The sequence below is a fragment of the Colwellia sp. KU-HH00111 genome (assembly GCF_040362745.1).
GTDB lineage: Bacteria > Pseudomonadota > Gammaproteobacteria > Enterobacterales > Alteromonadaceae > Colwellia.
This window is the reverse complement of record NZ_BAABWO010000007.1, coordinates 12,802-31,056: the sequence shown is the minus strand read 5'-3', so window position 1 is coordinate 31,056 and position 18,255 is coordinate 12,802. Positions and strand designations below refer to the sequence as shown.

13 protein-coding genes are annotated in these 18,255 nt (G+C 38.4%); 5 read left to right on the top strand and 8 right to left on the bottom strand.

Annotated elements, in window-relative coordinates; genetic code table 11:
- The first annotated feature begins 3 nt into the window (after positions 1-3).
- From ABXG98_RS13400 to ABXG98_RS13390, 3 genes are all read left to right on the top strand, one after another.
- Positions 4-1,302, top strand: coding sequence for a dihydrolipoamide acetyltransferase family protein (locus ABXG98_RS13400; protein WP_353539196.1), 1,299 nt, complete (start codon positions 4-6; stop codon positions 1,300-1,302).
- Positions 1,303-1,310: 8 nt separating this feature from the next.
- Positions 1,311-2,747, top strand: coding sequence for a dihydrolipoyl dehydrogenase (gene lpdA / locus ABXG98_RS13395; RefSeq protein WP_353539195.1), 1,437 nt, complete (start codon positions 1,311-1,313; stop codon positions 2,745-2,747).
- 146 nt (positions 2,748-2,893) lie between these two features.
- Positions 2,894-4,288, top strand: a complete 1,395-nt coding sequence (locus tag ABXG98_RS13390) for an alanine/glycine:cation symporter family protein (protein ID WP_353539194.1) — start codon at positions 2,894-2,896, stop codon at positions 4,286-4,288.
- A gap of 512 nt (positions 4,289-4,800) precedes the next feature.
- Here the strand turns inward: ABXG98_RS13390 and ABXG98_RS13385 are convergent.
- Together ABXG98_RS13385 and ABXG98_RS13380 are read right to left on the bottom strand one after the other, a co-directional pair.
- Positions 4,801-6,738 carry an FG-GAP repeat domain-containing protein gene (locus tag ABXG98_RS13385; RefSeq protein WP_353539193.1) on the bottom strand — a complete coding sequence of 646 codons (1,938 nt, stop codon included), beginning with the start codon at positions 6,736-6,738 and terminating at the stop codon, positions 4,801-4,803.
- A 248-nt stretch (positions 6,739-6,986) separates the two neighbouring features.
- Positions 6,987-8,195, bottom strand: a complete 1,209-nt coding sequence (locus tag ABXG98_RS13380) for an IS256 family transposase (protein ID WP_353539192.1) — start codon at positions 8,193-8,195, stop codon at positions 6,987-6,989.
- Positions 8,196-8,614: 419 nt separating this feature from the next.
- Here ABXG98_RS13380 and ABXG98_RS13375 point away from each other — a divergent pair, with 419 nt between their 5' ends.
- Positions 8,615-10,444 (top strand): EAL domain-containing protein, encoded by a 1,830-nt coding sequence (locus tag ABXG98_RS13375; protein ID WP_353539191.1) that lies wholly within the window; start codon positions 8,615-8,617, stop codon positions 10,442-10,444.
- 18 nt (positions 10,445-10,462) lie between these two features.
- On the opposite strand, the gene ABXG98_RS13370 is transcribed toward ABXG98_RS13375, so the two are convergent.
- The 3 genes from ABXG98_RS13370 to ABXG98_RS13360 are packed head-to-tail and all read right to left on the bottom strand — an operon-like array spanning position 10,463 to position 12,800.
- Positions 10,463-11,812 (bottom strand): ATP-binding protein, encoded by a 1,350-nt coding sequence (locus ABXG98_RS13370; RefSeq protein ID WP_353539190.1) that lies wholly within the window; start codon positions 11,810-11,812, stop codon positions 10,463-10,465.
- Entirely contained in the window at positions 11,809-12,489 is a 681-nt protein-coding gene (locus tag ABXG98_RS13365) for a response regulator transcription factor (RefSeq protein ID WP_353539189.1), read from the bottom strand. Before ABXG98_RS13365 ends, ABXG98_RS13370 begins: the two co-directional genes overlap by 4 nt.
- 2 nt (positions 12,490-12,491) lie before the next feature.
- Positions 12,492-12,800 carry a PepSY domain-containing protein gene (locus tag ABXG98_RS13360; protein WP_353539188.1) on the bottom strand — a complete coding sequence of 103 codons (309 nt, stop codon included), beginning with the start codon at positions 12,798-12,800 and terminating at the stop codon, positions 12,492-12,494.
- A 206-nt stretch (positions 12,801-13,006) separates the two neighbouring features.
- Here ABXG98_RS13360 and ABXG98_RS13355 point away from each other — a divergent pair, with 206 nt between their 5' ends.
- Entirely contained in the window at positions 13,007-13,879 is an 873-nt protein-coding gene (locus ABXG98_RS13355; protein WP_353539187.1) for a choice-of-anchor H family protein, read from the top strand.
- A gap of 88 nt (positions 13,880-13,967) precedes the next feature.
- On the opposite strand, the gene dnaJ is transcribed toward ABXG98_RS13355, so the two are convergent.
- From dnaJ to grpE, 3 genes are all read right to left on the bottom strand, one after another.
- Positions 13,968-15,110, bottom strand: a complete 1,143-nt coding sequence (gene dnaJ / locus ABXG98_RS13350; RefSeq protein ID WP_353539186.1) for a molecular chaperone DnaJ — start codon at positions 15,108-15,110, stop codon at positions 13,968-13,970.
- A gap of 246 nt (positions 15,111-15,356) precedes the next feature.
- The gene (gene dnaK / locus ABXG98_RS13345) at positions 15,357-17,279 is read right to left on the bottom strand and encodes a molecular chaperone DnaK (protein WP_353539185.1); all 1,923 of its coding nucleotides are present in this window, start codon (positions 17,277-17,279) and stop codon (positions 15,357-15,359) included.
- 253 nt (positions 17,280-17,532) lie between these two features.
- On the bottom strand, positions 17,533-18,171 hold the full coding sequence (grpE, locus tag ABXG98_RS13340; protein ID WP_353539184.1) for a nucleotide exchange factor GrpE: 639 nt from the start codon (positions 18,169-18,171) through the stop codon (positions 17,533-17,535).
- Between the last annotated feature and the right edge of the window lie 84 nt (positions 18,172-18,255).

The following is an 18,255-nucleotide window of genomic DNA, read 5'->3' as shown; positions in this document are numbered from 1 at the left end:
CGTATGTCTATTGAAATGAAAATGCCGATGTTATCACCAACAATGACTAAAGGTATTATTGCAAATTGGTTGGTTGAAGTTGGCGACAATGTAGCTGCTGGCGATATTATCGTTGAAGTGGAAACAGATAAAGTCACCATTGAAGTTGAAGCGGCTAGCGATGGTGTAATTAGCGAAATATGCGCTCAAATGGGTGATGAAGTGCCAGTTGATGATGTGATAGTAAAACTATCTGAGCCTGGTACTGCTATTGAAAAAGTTGCCAAAAGTGACAATTCAACTGATGAAAGCCAAATCAGCACTCCTATAACAACAAGTGAAATAACTGAGCCTGCTGCTAGCACTATTACTGATACAGACAAGGTTGTAGCACCTGCCGAGCCTAGTTCAGTAGACATATCATCAATCAATAATGGTTCATTGAATATGTCGCCTCTAGCAAGACGTATGGCTGAACAGCAACACCTTGATGCAAAAGCAATAACCGGTAGTGGCGCTAAAGGAAAAATAGTTAAGCGCGATATTGAATTATTGATGGGGGTTGACTTAACTAAGCCAGTGCAAGTCAATACTACAACACAACCTGTGGCAATTGAAATTGATTACAATTTATTACCTGTTTTTACCCGCAAGAAGAATTCAGGTATGAGAACCGTTGTTGCCGATCGTTTAACTGAATCAAGCCGAGATATTCCTCACTTTTATATGACGGTAGATTGTCAAATTGACTCGCTTTTAGCCATGCGCAAGCAGTTAAATGAACGAAAAAATGCGGCTTATAAAATATCAGTCAATGACTTTGTCATTAAAGCTGTTGCCTCAGCAATGGCTATTGTGCCTGAAGCTAACTGTATGTGGGACGGTGACTCGGTAATCTATTTTGATCAAGTAGATGTATCCGTTGCTGTCGCTGTAGATGATGGTTTAATTACACCTGTAGTCAAAAATGCCGGCGGGATTGGTTTAGCCAGTATATCTAATGTTGCTAAAGAACTAGCAATAGGCGCAAGAGAGGGCAAATTAAAACCCGCTGACTACCAAGGCGGAACATTCACTATCTCTAACTTAGGCATGTTTGGCATAGACAACTTTACCTCGATAATTAACCCGCCTCAAAATGGTATTTTATCGGTTGGTGCTGGTCAGCAAAAACCGATAGTTATCGATGGAGAGTTATCAATAGCGACTGTGATGTCTGTGACCTTAGCCATGGATCACCGTTGTGTTGATGGTGCTATTGGTGCTCGCTTTATCAAAGCATTTAAAGAAATCATTGAAGATCCAATTTCAATTATATTGTAGGAGCCTACATGTTAGATAATAAAACTGAGCAATATAGCTTTGATGTGATTGTTATTGGTGCTGGCCCAGGTGGTTATGTTGCCGCAATTAGAGCGGCGCAACTTGGCATGAAAACCGCAATTATTGAAGCTAATCATCTAGGTGGTATTTGTTTAAATTGGGGCTGTATTCCAACCAAAGCATTGCTTAAATCTGCAGAGATGTTTCAAAAAATGTCTCATGCTCAAGACTATGGGCTATCAGTAAAGGATATTGCTTTTGATTTAGATAAAATTGTTCAACGTTCGCGCGATGTTTCTGCCAAGTTATCCGGTGGTATTAGTCATTTAATGAAAAAGAACAACGTTAGTGTTTTCAATGGCTATGGCAAGCTTATAGGCATGAATGCTCAATCGAAACTGCAGCAAGTGTCAGTGTCTAACAATGATAAGGTTGAAGCACAATTATCTGCTAAACACATCATACTTGCCACAGGCGCTAGAGCAAAAAGCTTTCCAGGGCTTGAGGATGATGGCGAGCGCGTATGGAGTTATAAAGAAGCTTTAGTTCCTAAAAAAATGCCAAAGTCATTACTAGTTATAGGCTCAGGGGCTATCGGTATCGAGTTTGCTAATTTTTATCAAACCTTCGGTTGTGATGTCACCGTGGTGGAAGCCATGGATCAAATTATGCCATTTGAAGATAAAGAGATTGCTGACATTGCACAAGGAGCAATGAAGAAACGCGGCATGAAATTTAAACTTGCTACAAAAGTTGTTGAGCTTGAAAGGCTCAAAGATCAGGTCACTGCAACCATAGAAAAAAATGGCAAAACTGAGCAATTAACTATAGAGCAAGTCATTACAGCGGTTGGTGTCATACCTAATATTGAAAATATTGGACTAAGCACCGCTGAAGTATCTCTTGATCAGCAAGGATTTATTGCCGTAGATGATTTCTGTCAAACATCTGCGCAAGGAATTTATGCTATTGGTGATGTTGCTGGTGCACCATGTTTAGCACATAAAGCAAGCCATGAAGCGATTATTTGTATTGAAAAAATTGCTGAACAGAAAACGGTTCACGCGTTAGATAAATCGATGATTCCTGCTTGTACTTATGGTTTTCCGCAAGTGGCAAGTATCGGCTTAACGGAGAAAAAGGCGAAAGATCAAGGTTTCAAAGTGCGAACAGGTAAGTTTCCTTTTCAAGCAAATGGTAAAGCCATTGCTCAAGGTGATACCGACGGGCTAGTAAAAGTTATTTTTGATGACGTTACGGGTGAATTACTTGGCGCACACATGGTCGGCAATGATGTTACCGAACTGATTCAAGGTTTTACTATTGCTAAAACAATGGAAACTACAGAAGATGAGTTAATGCACACAGTATTTCCTCACCCAACCCTATCTGAAATGATGCACGAATCAGTACTAGATGCTTTTCAACGTGCTATTCATATTTAGATAACAAAGCTCCATAAAAGTGTTTGGCATGGATGCCTTGGCTTCACGATCTCTCCCCTATTGGTCGTGGAGCCACCCTCTCTAAAACTCAATACCTACATTCAAAAAATCTTTAACCTATAACAAAAACAAAAGTGAGTAAGTCAATGAGCCAAATAGTAAATTTCATCAACAGTATCCTTTGGGATTCTTTATTAGTCTATATGCTGGTAGGTACCGGGATCTGGTTTAGTTGTCGGCTTAAGCTATTACAGTTTAGCCATTTTTTTCATATGTTTAGTGTGTTAAAAAATGGCGCTACTAGTAACTCTAAAGGTATATCTGCATTTCAGGCGTTGATGACGAGTTTAGCCGCTAGAGTGGGAACAGGTAACTTAGCCGGAGTTGCCATTGCGATTTCTTTAGGGGGTGCTGGTGCGGTATTCTGGATGTGGATTATCGCCTTACTAGGCATGGTGACTGGCTATGCAGAAAGCTTGCTGGGCCAACTCTATAAAGTGAAAGATAGCCAAGGACAATATAGAGGGGGTCCTGCCTATTATATAAAAATGGGGTTGAAAAAGCCTATGCTAGCCGCCATTTTTTCAGCCTGTATTTTTATTGGTTATGGGCTAGTGTTTAGCTCAACTCAAGCAAATACCATGGCGGATGCATTAAGCCATGCTTATCAGGTCCCCCCTTCTCTTTCAGGTTTAATTATTATACTGCTCGCTGGCCTTATTATTTTAGGCGGCGTGCGCATGATCGCTAGATGTTCTAGTATTTTAGTGCCTATTATGGGTATTAGTTATTTGGCACTAGCGTTATATATTTGTATTGTAAATTACGCATTATTACCCGATATCATCGTGATGATTTATGAATCAGCTTTTGGGTTAACCCAAGCTGGTAGCGGAGCTTTAGGTGCTGCCATCATTAACGGTGTTAAACGTGGATTATATTCTAACGAAGCTGGCGCTGGTACTGTGCCCCATGCAGCAGCATGTGCAGCATCTCGTCATCCTGCGGCACAAGGCTATGTGCAAATGTTAGGTGTATTCATTGATACTATTGTTGTTTGTACCGCAACGGCAATGATTATTTTATTAGCTCAAAATCAATTAGGCAATGAAGGGTTAACAGGCATTCGCCTCACACAAAGTGCTGTCAGCGAACATGTGGGTGCCTGGGGTAGTGATTTCATCACAATTGCCATTTGTTTATTTTCATTTACCTCTATTGTGGCTAATTATGTGTATGCTGAAAGTAACTTAGTGCTATTCAAATTTGATAACACTATGGGCCGAACTGTCTTTACTCTTGTTTTTCTTACCATGACATTTTGGGGAGCAAATGCCTCATTACCTGAAGTTTGGGCAATAGCGGATCTTTCTCTCGGGTTAACGACCCTCATTAATATTACCGCTCTCATGCTTTTATCCACTACCATTATTGCGGTAACTAAAGACTATCATCATCAACGAAAAACGGTTGCCTTACCAAGGTTTAATCGTGATAAAGTCAATGATGTGCAAGGTAAACTCGCTAAAGATGTTTGGTAAAATATAGCTAAAAAGCCTAGATGTAGATAAATATATCTAGGCTTTGCTGTAATACATCAAGGGTAGGTTGCACTTGCCGCAACTTAATTGAGTAAGTCTTAACTTGATCTGTCAGATTTAATTTACAGAACTCAATCAAATCTGACAGTAACAGTCTCTTGAGTGCCAAGAGCAGACCTTCAGATACTTAGCTATTAGGACAGCAATGATACGAAAGCGGACGTAAGCCACAGCTATAAAGATGCATGGTTTGACTATCAAATATCACCAATTAATCGAAAATCTGACTGGTAAAAAAATGCCACCCTTGCAGATACTCGGCAATAAATTTTTGACTGATTTGAGCTAAAGCAGCCATTAACTGAAATACAATTCAAGATATTTTTGTGCATCAAGCGAAAGCTAGTAGGACAATAATAATGTTTCTGCTCTTAGATAGTACTTGAAATTATGTAATGACTATTCTAATAGCCACAGAGCGAACGTTATCGGCCTGTGGCAGATAGGTATTACTAATTAGACATATTACGAAAGATAGCAAAATCTTGTATTTGAGTTGGTTGACCGATCATATCTGCTAGAAAACAAATAAAATCAACGTCCTCATCCTTGTCCACATCAAAAGGTATAATCGCACAGGGCTTAGGCAGTAAATCAGAAAATATTGGCGTAAATACTCCTGAACCATTGTTAAGTAATGCGAATGGTCGTTTATCTTGTGAAGCTATGAAGTCGTGAGCATCTGTCAAGACTATATCTTGGTCACCATCGGAATCAACATCGATTACTTTTGCATCACGAACCCATCCATTTTCCGTCATAGCTAATGAGGCAAATTCGTTAGTCATTTCATTAAATTGCCCCTTTTGGTCATTAATTAGTACTCTTAACTGCCAACCATCATAAAAATTAGGTATGTCGCGAGTAGATGACAGCAGAAGATCTTGATAGCCATCCCCATCCACGTCCATTGAAGTCATACTAGGTATTACTTTATACTTATCAGAGCTAGATAATTGAGTTGGAGCAAGAGTCGAAAAGTTACCATTGCCCGGATTCCATAACACCCAAGACTCTTGGCCAGATATACCCGCAGAAAAAACTAAATCTTGATCATTATCATTATCTAAATCAACCAAAATCAAAGAAGTGAAAAACCCTCCTCCGTTAACTTCGCTTCTGATAATTTCAGGTATCCAGTCATCATGGCGCGTAAACATTCCCAAGCCATCATTGATTAGTACATGAAATTTATTCTCAGGAATAAGTTGTGAGCCAAGCGTTGATATAATAATGTCGATATCACCATCGTTGTCAATATCTGCAACGCCTAATGCATGTGAAAAATTTGCTTCAGAAAGACCTAAATTATCACTGGCATCTTCGAGAGTCCCTCCTTGGGTTGATAACATTAATATATCAGGTTCACCAGGAAAAGGTTCTGCATCAAAACCATGGCCAATCATAATGAGATCAGGTTTACCATCTCCATTAAAATCAGGGCTTTCTGCGAATCGAGCATTAACCATTCCAGGTAACGTCCCGCTAAAAATTGTCGATGTATTTAGAGTAAACTGACCATCAGTGCTATTAGTAAATACATGAATAGGGGCTTCTTGAAGTGTCGGTCCAGCGTCAGTCCAATTATAACCAGCAAACATAAAATCTTGACTTCCATCTCCATCAAAATCATTAAAAGTCCATGCCAATAGATTACCTTCATTTGGACCAATAATATCGGGAATGGCAGCTTCGTCCAAAGTTAATGTTGCAAGAGATGAAGTTGAGTCAAGTACATTAATACTGACTGTTTTATTTGTGCTCAAACCTTGAACATCTGTAACTGTTAAAATAAATTCCAATAGTTGAGCATTGCTTGGAGCAATAAATTCGACATTTCCATTAGATAGCTCATTTAGTACAACAGTTTTTTCAGGGGTTTGTTGCCAATGATAACTAACAATATCACCATCTTCATCGCTAGCATGTGCGACTAATACTACTCTACTTTCAGAGTCAACACTCTTTTGTGTGGCAATATTAATCACTGGTGCAATTGGTGCGGGACTAATTACCACTGTCACGCTGTCATTTCCGACAGCGCCATCGTCATCTGTTACCGTTAATTCAAAAGTTAGTGTTGCTTCTTCCACTAAAGAAGGTGCAGTAAATGTGGCTGTAGAAGTTGATGCATTACTCAATGTGACACTAGCGCCACTCGATTGTGCCCACGAATATGATGCAATTGTACCATCAGGGTCTGTTCCGCTGCCCGATAGCGTAACAACTATTTCTCCGTTAACAGATTGATCAGTACCAGCGTTTGCTGTGGGAGCTACATTTGCAGGTGGTGGCGGTGGAGTGGTTGTTTTATCAGAACCTCCCCCCCCTCCACATGCAGTAATTAAAACTGATAAAAGTAGAAGTGGTAAAGTATTACTAGTCTTCATAAGAAGTCCTTTTAAGTTGACTAGCAAACCACGCTAACATCATGCTAGTTGTTTATTATTAATAGCCAATAGACTAATGCAAAACATACAAACATACAAACATACAAACATACACAGTTAAATGGTATTTTTAATTGAATTAATGTGTTGGATTGGAAGTGCTTTGATGCCTATTGAACTAGACTTAGGTAATGTCCGCAATTAGCTAGTTACTGGACCCTGTAACACATTTTGTGTAACTGCCAGGTTTAAATAACATCTTTCAAACGGTCTTCGAATTCAATCATAAATCGATTCAAGGCCGTTTTCCAATTTCTTATTGGCATCGTCCATTTTTTAGATGCTTGCTCAATCGCCAAATAAATCACTTTTCTAGCTGAATCATCGTGTGGAAACAGCTTCCGTTTCTTAATTGCCTTACGAATAACGCTATTCAGTGATTCAATCGCATTGGTGGTGTAAATGGCTTTGCGTATATCTTCAGGGTAATTGAACAAGGTGCTGACATTTTGCCAGTTATTACGCCATGAGCGGGAGATGTTAGGGTATTTACTGTCCCATCGCTGTTCAAATTGCTCAAGCGACATCAAGGCATCTTCTTCAGTTATTGATTGGTAAATTCGCTTTAAATCACTCGTAATCGCTTTGTAGTCTTTCCACGGCACGAACTTCAATGAATTACGCACCATATGAACAATACAGAGCTGAATTTGCGTATCAGGATAAACGGTATTAATCGCATCAGGAAAACCTTTAAGCCCATCAACGCAAGCAATGAGGATGTCTTTTACACCTCTATTTTGAAGTTCAGTCAGTACGTTTAGCCAGAACTTAGCGCCTTCGTTTTCCGATATCCACATACCGAGTAATTCTTTGTGGCCTTCGACATTTACGCCTAATGCGAGATAAACCGCTTTGTTGATGACTTGCTTATCTTGCCTGATCTTGACGACTAAGCAATCCAAGTAAACAATGGGATACACCGCATCGAGCGGTCTCGCTTGCCACTCAACGACTTGTTCAATGACTGCATTAGTAACACGAGAAATGAGTGTGGGTGAAACATCAGCGTCGTACATTTCTTTAAACGTAGCGACGATATCTCGCGTGGTCATGCCTTTGGAGTACAGGTATAAAATCTTGTCATCCATCGATGTAAAACGGGTTTGATTCTTTTTAACGAGTTGCGGCTCAAAGCTTGAATCTCGGTCTCGTGGCGCATCTAAATCAACTTCACCATCTTCAGTTCTAATGGTTTTAGATGAATAACCGTTACGGTAATTATCTTTGTTTGATTGCTCATGACGGGCGTAACCAAGGTGTTCGTCTAGTTCAGCATTGAGTGCTGCTTCAACGGTAACCTTGGTTAGCATTTTACGAAAGTCAGTTAAATCTGCTTCTGACTTAATTGATTTTGCTGCTTGCTTAGCAAATGCTTCTAGTTCTTTCTTATTCATAGTTTGCCTATCCTAAACCCTTTATGGGTATTAATAATAGGCAATTACACAGATTTAGTTACAGGGTCAGTTACTGCCGTTAATATATTAACAGTCAATGTCCGTTGATCGCTCATAACTGTCTGTCAGATAAAATCTAAACCTATTCATCAAAGCTGTAAGATCAGATATGAGCTACTACAACTTAATCCAGTTGTTGGACAAGCCCGTTGTTGGTGTGTACTCTTCTAAACCCAAATTAAGTCACACTCTATATTTTAGTTAATATCAGAAAATAGTGCTTATACTTATTCTTCATCTGACAATTAACATTTAAAAACAATTAATAACAATTAATTCATTACATTCTGAAAGGCTATTGTTATATTACCTTGAATTCATTTTATATAATCCCATCACTACACGGACGATTAGCATCCATGCTTGTACTAAATCAGCGTCATTCTCGGCTTTTTTTATTACTCTGTTTTATTCCTGTCACTATTTTTTCTTTCGTACATATCATAAAAGAGAATTATCTCTTAGCCCTATCATTGGTTACAGCTTCAATAGTTTTTGCTTTTTGTTTTAAAAACATTCGCGATAACAACATTAACAATAAGTATATAGCTTGTATCATTATTTCAATGTGGAGTTGTTTGGCGTTAGCGAGTTATTATGTTGGCCTTCATGGAATTTATTACGCATTTCCATCAACAGTCGGGCTATTTTTTTTAGTTTCAATCAGAATCGCTCTTTTAATTTCAATACCATCTACCTTTTTTCTTTTAGCGCTCACCATGTTATATGGAGAAGCTCCTGAAACATTAAAGCTTGTCACACCTTTCATGTTGACTATCATATTTACAGCCTATTCTGCTTACTTTTCAAGGCAACAAAAAAATGCAGTCGATCAAGAATCAAAAAAAGATTCGTTAACTGGTGTAGCTAACCGACATGCCTACAATGAATGGCTAAATGATTGCCAATTGAACCCTGATATTAATAGCATTACATCTATCAACGTGGATATTGATAACTTTCGCATCATTAATGATACCTTCGGGTTTGAAATAGGCGATAAAATAATTCAGCAACTTGCTAAAAACCTATTAAAAGTAATTGCAAATACCCCAACTGTTTGTAATGCAAACTCTCACTACTTAGCAAGATTTTCTGGTGATGCCTTTGTTCTTAACTTAACCAACCTGCCAGAAGAACTAGATATATTACCGCTCGTTGAAAGACTTAAACTAGCAGTTACTGAGTTAAGCATTTCATCAGAGCCGTCAACTAAAATTTATGCCTGCATTGCTATTGTGAGAACAAACCGTGTAAATGGTGAATTTTCAAATATTATAGATAATCTTGACGTTACCTTGAGGCAAGCAAAGCAGCTTGGTAAAAATAGCGTGCAAATATTTAACGAATCTTTAGGGCTAGAATTTGTTGAACAAAAATACATTGCAAAGGAACTTGCTCAAGCCATTAAAAAAAACCAGTTTCACATGTTGTTTATGCCTATTTTCCGTGGAGGAAAAGATACAATTGCTGGCGCTGAATTATTACTCAGATGTGATAGGAAAGAGCTTGCACAATACGGACCTGATAAATTTATCCCCATAGCAGAAAGCTATGGTTTAATCGAACAAATTGATTTGTGGGTATTGAATGAGTCGTTCAAAATTATAGCAAATACAGACGTATTAAACACAAAACATATTGAATTTTATTCTATCAACATTTCTTCAAACCAACTTCGCAATAAAGAATTTGTGCATTGCATTAAAGAAATACTTAACAAACACCAGATAGATCCAACAAAAATTGAGTTAGAAATAACAGAAACAAGCTTGATTGAAACAGATTTACAAGCAATTGAGATGTTGATTGCGCTAAGAAGACTAGGTTTCAAACTGTCTCTAGATGATTTTGGTACTGGTTTTACTTCTTTTAATCAATTAAAAAAATACCCTTTAAACTGTTTAAAAATAGATAGAAGCTTTGTCAGTGGCGACAAGGAAAACACTTTGCCACTCACGGGTATGTCTCTTGTTATATTGTCTATCGCTAAACTTTACAATTTCAATGTTATCGCCGAGGGAGTAGAAACTCAACAACAATATATTGAACTATATAATAATGGTTGTCTTTACTTTCAAGGATATTGGTTTTCTAAACCACTTATACTTGATGACTTTGTCGACATGCTGACACGATCGAATAATAAATACGGTTTAAACGAAGAACATTTAATAAATTCATTTTAAAAAAACATACTAGGCGTGCTAGTTAAACCTTAGAGTAAAAAGTGCTCCTGAAAGTGTGGTTGAGTTACCGATAGCTAATTGACCTCGGTAACTACTAACCAAATCATTCACAATAGCGAGTCCAATACCATGCCCTACTTGATAAGTATCCGCGCGCCCTCCTCGGGATAAAATAACAGCCTGTTGTGATGCTTCTATACCTGCGCCATCGTCGGCTATCTCAATGATTAACTGGTTATCACTCGTATGTACCTTAAGATTAATTTGTTGTTGCGCGGCTTTACAAGCGTTATCTAAAATATTACCTAGAATTTCCATTAAATCAGCTTCGTCACCTTTAAAGAGAGCGTTCGGCTCAATGCTCAGCTCAAAAGATAAATGTTTATCCTGATATATTTTGCTTAAGGTTGAAACCAATTTTTCAATCACTTTACTCACACCAACACCTATATGCCATGAAGATTGTCCAGCACTTTGCGCTCTTTTAAGTTGATGTTCTATAATCTGGTTGATAACCTGAAGTTGCTCCCTTGCGCTGGGAGTTACTTGGGCTTGGCTTTGCAACACTGCAAGTGGGTTTTTAAGGCTATGAGCCAAGTCTGACAATGCGTTTCGATAGCGGGTACGCTGATTTTCTTCGGTTACCAATAAATTATTTAATTGCTGAGTGACGGGTTTTAATTCACTTGGATATACCGCGTTTAATGCTTTTTTATCACCTTTTTCAATCTGTGCTAACTCGTGGGTTAACATATTAAGCGGCTTCAAAGTCCACAATAACCAAATGATTTGCACACATATAAAAACAATCATTAACGCAAATAACCACGTCCACAGTTGTCGCTTAAAATCATGTAGAACCATGGCAAAGTCTTGTTGATTTTTAATTAAATGTAACGTCACAGCAAATGATTGACCATTATCAGAAAAACTAACGCTATAGCTATAAAGTAAATGAGGGTTCCCTGCTAAGATAATTGATGAAAATTGCGTTTGACCTACCTGTGGAAAAGGGAGCTTTTTTGGTAATGACAAAGTTAATAGCGACTGTGATTGCCATAACAGCTGGTCGTTTTGCTTAATCTGAGTAGCTGGCTTGTCACCTTTAGGTAAAGCAGTGATGAGCGCGTAAAGCCCTGACTGACTGACATTAAATTGTGTTTCTAATAAAAGCTCGGGCATTAACAGTTGGTTGTTTTCAACTTCGGCAACGGTAAAAATTGAGTAGCTATAAGCCTTTAATTCACTTTGAACAGCTAGCATCAATTGCTTTTCAAATGCTTTCGTTAGAGTGAAACCAATAATTGGTAACATGACCACCGTCATAATCAGTGTACTGAGAAATAACCTTGCTTTTAAGGAGTTCATTGGTTATTTAGCTGTTTTAATTTATAACCATGACCGCGCAGCGTTTCTATAAACCCGTACTGATTAGTGGGATCTAGTTTTTTTCTTAACCGACGAATAAAAACCTCAATAACATTTGAGTCAAGATCAAAGTCTTGATCATAAATATGTTCAGTTAATACCGCTTTTGACGTCACTTCATCTAGGTGAAGCATCATATATTCGAGTAACTTATACTCAGAGCTACTAAGCTTTACTGTGTGATTATTCACTTCAACCTGCAAGCTTTTGGTATTAATGGTTAAAGGACCGTTTTTAATTAAAGGGCTTGCCTGCCCTACTGAACGTCGAATTAAGGCATTTAAGCGAGCGAGAAGCTCCTGAGGTTGAAAAGGTTTAGTTAAATAATCATCAGCTCCGGCATCTAAACCCGCCACTTTATCTTGCCAACTATCTCTTGCTGTTAGCACTATAATTGGGAAAGCAATATTACTCTCGCGCAACCTGCGTATTACGCTAATACCGTCAATTATAGGTAAACCAACGTCAATAATAGCTGCATCATAAGGGTATTCTTGACCTTGAAATAAACCGGTTTCGCCATCACTGGCTAAATCAACTAAGTAATTTGCCGAAGTTAAGTGTTCATTTAAGTTATGTTGTAAGGCTAAATCATCTTCAATAAGTAACAATCGCATCGTTAATTACCACCTGTTATGCGGCCAGTCACACCATCGACATAAACAGAAACAATATGTCCATCAGCTTTAAGTAACTTAACCCGATAACCTGATTTCGTCTGCTGAACTTTTAGCACCTTACCTCCATATCGCCCTTTAGCCATTTGTGCAGCTTGCTTACTACTTCTCACTTTTAGACGTTGCTTACTCGCATGCTGATTGACTTGAACACCAGCATTTGCAAACGCAAAGCTTCCTTGTGCTATCGCCCGGCTTGAGGGGGAAAGTACAAGAAAAAGCATGAATAGTAAGGTTAAAACAAATTTCATTTATTGTTCCTAGAAATAGCGGTGCCAAGTAGAGTGTTCATTTCAAAAAGTGTGTGAGACTGTCTCGCTATAGCTTATTTAAAATTATAAGGGTTCGCAACTGAATATAAGCTGAACACAGAAATTGAAGGTTTAAACTGTTCAGCTTGTATTCATCTTAACTGGGTTTTAATAGCTTCACTAAATAAAACCAGTAAGGATATATCATGAGCATCACTTTTAACCCAATACGAGTAGCCCAAATAAAACCAGCTAAAACATGCTTTCTATTGCTCTGTCTGAGTTTGCTGTCTTTGATGCCTGTTATGGCAAATGAATTTAGCAGTAAACAATACACCGTTTCCCAAGGTGTTTTTACAAAAAACCTTAACAAGCAACAAAGAACCGAGATTATCAAAGGAATTAAACTCACGAGCCAAGCCGACCAACTTACCGGCAAGGCTTCGGCTAAAACCAGAGAGTTTATAGTTAACAGTCGAAAAAAAGCAGTTAAATCTTCAACACCTAATGCGACATCAAGCAACTCTAGCCATATAAATTCGGCTCAGAACTATGATGCTGAATTTACTATTTATCGCGCTACTAGCTTGTTACAGGAAGATTATGATGGTGATGGCTATTATCAAACGTTTAGTGTGATTTTTGATGCAGATCTTTATAGTTATACCCACAATCAACTGGGTGAAGTTTATGCACTATTATACCTCAGTAAAAATGGCGGCCCTTGGACACACTATTTCACCACTGATGATTTTATTATTGAGGGAGATTCTGATGCCGATGAATATGAGGTTATCACCACATTTTTATCTGGTTATACTCGGGATGAATACGATGTATTAATCGATTTGTATCAAGTGGGCTACGACGACATTGTTGCCAGTTATAGCTCTGATGATAGCAATGCTTTATATGCCCTACCGCTAGAAAGTGCCGACTATGATGAAGTGTATGTTGCGCCCTACGTTGAAGTGGTTGAGGTACATGGCGGTGGCAGTATTTCAATATTACTGCTGATATTAATTGCTACCTGCTATTTTCGGTTTCTAGCACAAGACAATAAAAATAAAGAAAATTAATTAAATAGTATAAACGTAAAAAGCCACAATATTTAAATGTTGTGGCTTTTTACATTAATGACAAATTATTACTTAATTGCGTGTTAATTTAGCTTTTTAAATCATCAAAAAACTTTTTCACGCCATCAAAAAAACCTGTCTCTTTTGGGCTATGCTTTTTACTGCTTTTCCCCATTTTTTCTTCTAACTGTCGTAGTAAATCAGCTTGATCACCTGATAAATTAACCGGTGTTTCTACCACTACCTTACACATTAAATCACCCGTGGCAGAACTACGAACTGACTTAACACCTTTGCCACGTAAACGGAACATTTTTCCTGTTTGCGTTTCTTTAGGTACTTTAAGTTTAACTTTACCGCCTAATGTAGGTACTTCAATTTCCCCACCCAATGCAGCAGTAACAAAGCTGATTGGAACTTCACAATATAAGTGGTTTTCATCACGAACAAATATATCATGATCTCGAACATTAACTTGTACGTATAAATCACCTGCTGGTGCGCCGTGCTCACCGGCTTCACCTTCACCTGACAAACGAATTCTGTCACCCGTATCAACACCCGGTGGAATTTTTACAGATAAGGTCTTCGTTTTTTCAACTCGCCCTTGACCGCGACATGAAGTACAAGGATCTGAAACCACCTTGCCTTTACCACTACAAGTTGGGCACGTTTGTTGAACCGCAAACAAACCTTGACGCATTTGTACTTGGCCATGGCCATGACAGGTATTACAAGTTTTTGCTGACGTACCTTTTTTAGCGCCTGAGCCGTCACAAGGTTCACAACTAACTAAGGTCGGTACTTTAATTTCTAAGCTTTTGCCTTTAACAGCATCTTCTAAATTAAGCTCAACGTTATAGCGCAAATCTGAGCCACGTTGTGCTCGTGATTGACGACCACCGCGACCGCGACCGCCCCCAAAAATATCACCAAAAATATCACCAAAAGCATCACCGAAATCACCATGACCACCACCAAAGCCGCCACCACCGTGACCGCCTTGTTCAAAAGCAGCATGGCCATATTGATCATAAGCAGCACGCTTTTGATCGTCTTTTAAGACTTCATAAGCTTCTTGAATTTCTTTAAAGGTTTCTTCTTTTGTTTTATCACCTTTGGTGCGATCGGGATGAAACTTCATCGCAAGCTTTTTATAAGCTTTTTTGATTTCTTTCTCGTCAGCACTTTTTGATACACCAAGAGCTTCGTAATAATCACGTTTTGACATAAATCTGTTTCTTTACTTAAGTTGATTGATACTAATTTGCTTAATTTCTTTTACATAAAAACCATGAAAATTAAAATCAAATTAAAATTTATTTGTCTAACTAACACATAAAAAGCGCCGTAACCGACGCTTTATAATGAACAACTAACAGATAAATAAATGAGTTGTTACTGATTGACTCCAGAGCTAAGCGAAAGCACTGTGCGTACTTCCGCTATGTTATAAAGCTAATCAATAGACAAATAATTACTTATCGTCTTTAACTTCTTCAAATTCAGCGTCTACAACATCATCTGCAGGAGCGCTTCCTTCCGCTTCAGGAGCTCCACCTTCTGGTGCGCCTTGAGCTTGTGCTTTCGCTTGAGCAAGTTCCATTAATTTAGCTGACGCTTCCATTAATGCTTGAGATTTAGCATCAATGTCTGCTTTATCATCACCCTTAAGTGCTGTTTCAAGTTCAACAATAGCCGCTTCAATTTTCTCTTTGTCTTCGCTTGGTAAGTCATCGCCAGCTTCTTCAACTTGCTTGCGAGTCGCATGAACCATGCCGTCAGCTTGGTTACGTGCAGTTACTAGCTCTTCAAATTTAGCATCTTCATCAGCATTAGCTTCTGCATCATTTACCATTTGTTCTACTTCTTCATCTGATAAACCAGAAGAAGCTTTAATGGTAATTTTTTGCTCTTTACCTGTGTTCTTATCTTTAGCCGTAACATGTAAGATACCATCGGCATCAATATCAAATGTTACTTCAATTTGCGGTGTACCACGTGGCGCAGGATCAATACCTTCAAGGTTAAACTGACCCAGTGATTTGTTAGCGCTAGCTTGCTTACGCTCACCTTGAACAACATGAACAGTTACTGCCGCTTGGTTATCATCAGCCGTTGAGAACGTTTGAGATTGCTTCGTTGGGATAGTGGTATTTTTGTCGATAACTTTAGTCATCACACCACCCATGGTTTCAATACCTAGTGACAATGGCGTAACATCTAATAATAATACGTCAGTTACATCACCAGAAAGTACACCCGCTTGAATCGCAGCACCTGAAGCTACCGCTTCATCAGGGTTAACATCTTTACGTGGCTCTTTACCAAAGAAGTCTGTAACCGCTTTTTGCACCATAGGCATACGAGATTGACCACCAACCAAAATGATGTCATTTACATCACTTACTGATAAATCTGCATCTTTAAGTGCTCTTTTAAGTGGCTCTAAAGTCGCCTTAACCATATCTTCTACTAAAGACTCTAACTTAGCTCGAGTAACTTTAATATTCATATGCTTAGGACCAGAGCCATCAGCAGTAATATAAGGTAAGTTCACATCTGTTTGCTGTGCTGAAGACAGTTCACATTTAGCTTTTTCAGCTGCTTCTTTTAAGCGTTGCATTGCCAATGGATCTTGAGTTAAATCCATACCTTGATCTTTTTTGAATTCATCAACAAGGTAATTAATTAAACGGTTATCAAAATCTTCACCACCTAAGTGAGTATCACCATTAGTCGCTAATACTTCAAAGGTATGCTCGCCATCAACTTCATCAATTTCAATAATTGAGATATCGAATGTACCACCACCTAAATCGTATACAGCAACGACTTTATCGCCTTCTTGCTTGTCCATACCGTATGCAAGCGCTGCAGCAGTTGGCTCGTTAATAATACGTTTAACATCAAGACCTGCGATACGACCAGCATCTTTTGTTGCTTGACGTTGTGAATCGTTGAAATATGCAGGTACGGTAATAACCGCTTCAGTGACTTTTTCACCTAAGTAATCTTCAGCTGTTTTTTTCATTTTCGCTAAAACTTCAGCAGATACTTGTGGTGGAGCAACATTTTTGTCACGTGCAGTCACCCAAGCATCGCCGTTATCAGCTTTAACAATGCCAAAAGGCATTATTTTAATATCACGTTGAACTTCTTCATCTTCAAAACGACGGCCAATTAAACGCTTGATAGCAAACAAAGTGTTTTTTGGGTTGGTTACTGATTGGCGTTTAGCAGGTTGACCTACTAATGTTTCGCCCTCTTCTGTGTATGCAATGATTGAAGGAGTTGTACGATCGCCTTCTGCATTTTCAATTACACGTACACTGTCGCCGTCTAAAACAGCAACACATGAGTTAGTTGTTCCTAGGTCAATACCGATTATTTTACCCATGATGGGAGCTCCTATTCTATATGTTTACTTTACTGAACTCTTGGGTCAGTAGAAGTAAAAGTTAATCTAATTTGTTGTTGAATAGTAAGTGGGGTCAGCAAATTGCTTTTCAATGGATAATTGTAAAAAAATATTTATTTTGTAAAATTTCAGCAAGTTAAAAAACAAAAAATCCGCCAATTTGCATTAGCGGATCTGTATTTGAAAGCTTATTATCAATTAAAAGATAATATTCATGTGATAAATAGGATCACTACGCTTGAGTGTCAACACCTGCAGCTTTAGATACCATGACCATTGCAGGACGAATTAATCGACTATTTAATTCATAGCCTTTTTGCATGACCGCAATCACAGTATTCGGGGCAACATCAGGCACTTCTTGCATTGACATAGCTTGATGGAATTCAGGGTTAAAAGGTTGATCTTGAGGGTCGATTGCTTTTACCCCAAATTTCTCTAACCCGGCCATTAATCCTTGAAGCGTTAAGTTAATACCTTCAAAGGTTGCTTTTTGTTCTTCAGCTTCAGCATCAATTGTGGCTAATCCGCGTTCGAGGTTATCAACCACAGTGATCATCTCACTGGCAAATTTTTCTAACGCAAATTTACGCGCTTTTTCTACATCTTGAGCAGCCCGTCTGCGAACATTATCAACTTCAGCTTTTGCACGAACAACAGAGTCTTTTTGCTCTAAAACGGTTGATTGAGCTGTAGCTAATGCTAATTCTAATTCATTAATTCGCTCTTGTTCTTCATTAATAACTTCATGAGCATGCTCATGTTGCTCTTCAACTTGCTCTTCCGCTTGCTGCACTATTTCATCAGCAAGTTGCTCTGGTGTTAACTCTGCACCTTGTGCATTGTCAGGTGTGTTTGACTGTGTCGTCATGAAAAAACTCCAATTAAATCTTAATAACTATACAATAATAAAAACGCAATGATGCTAATAATGGGGTCGAGCTTTTACTAATCA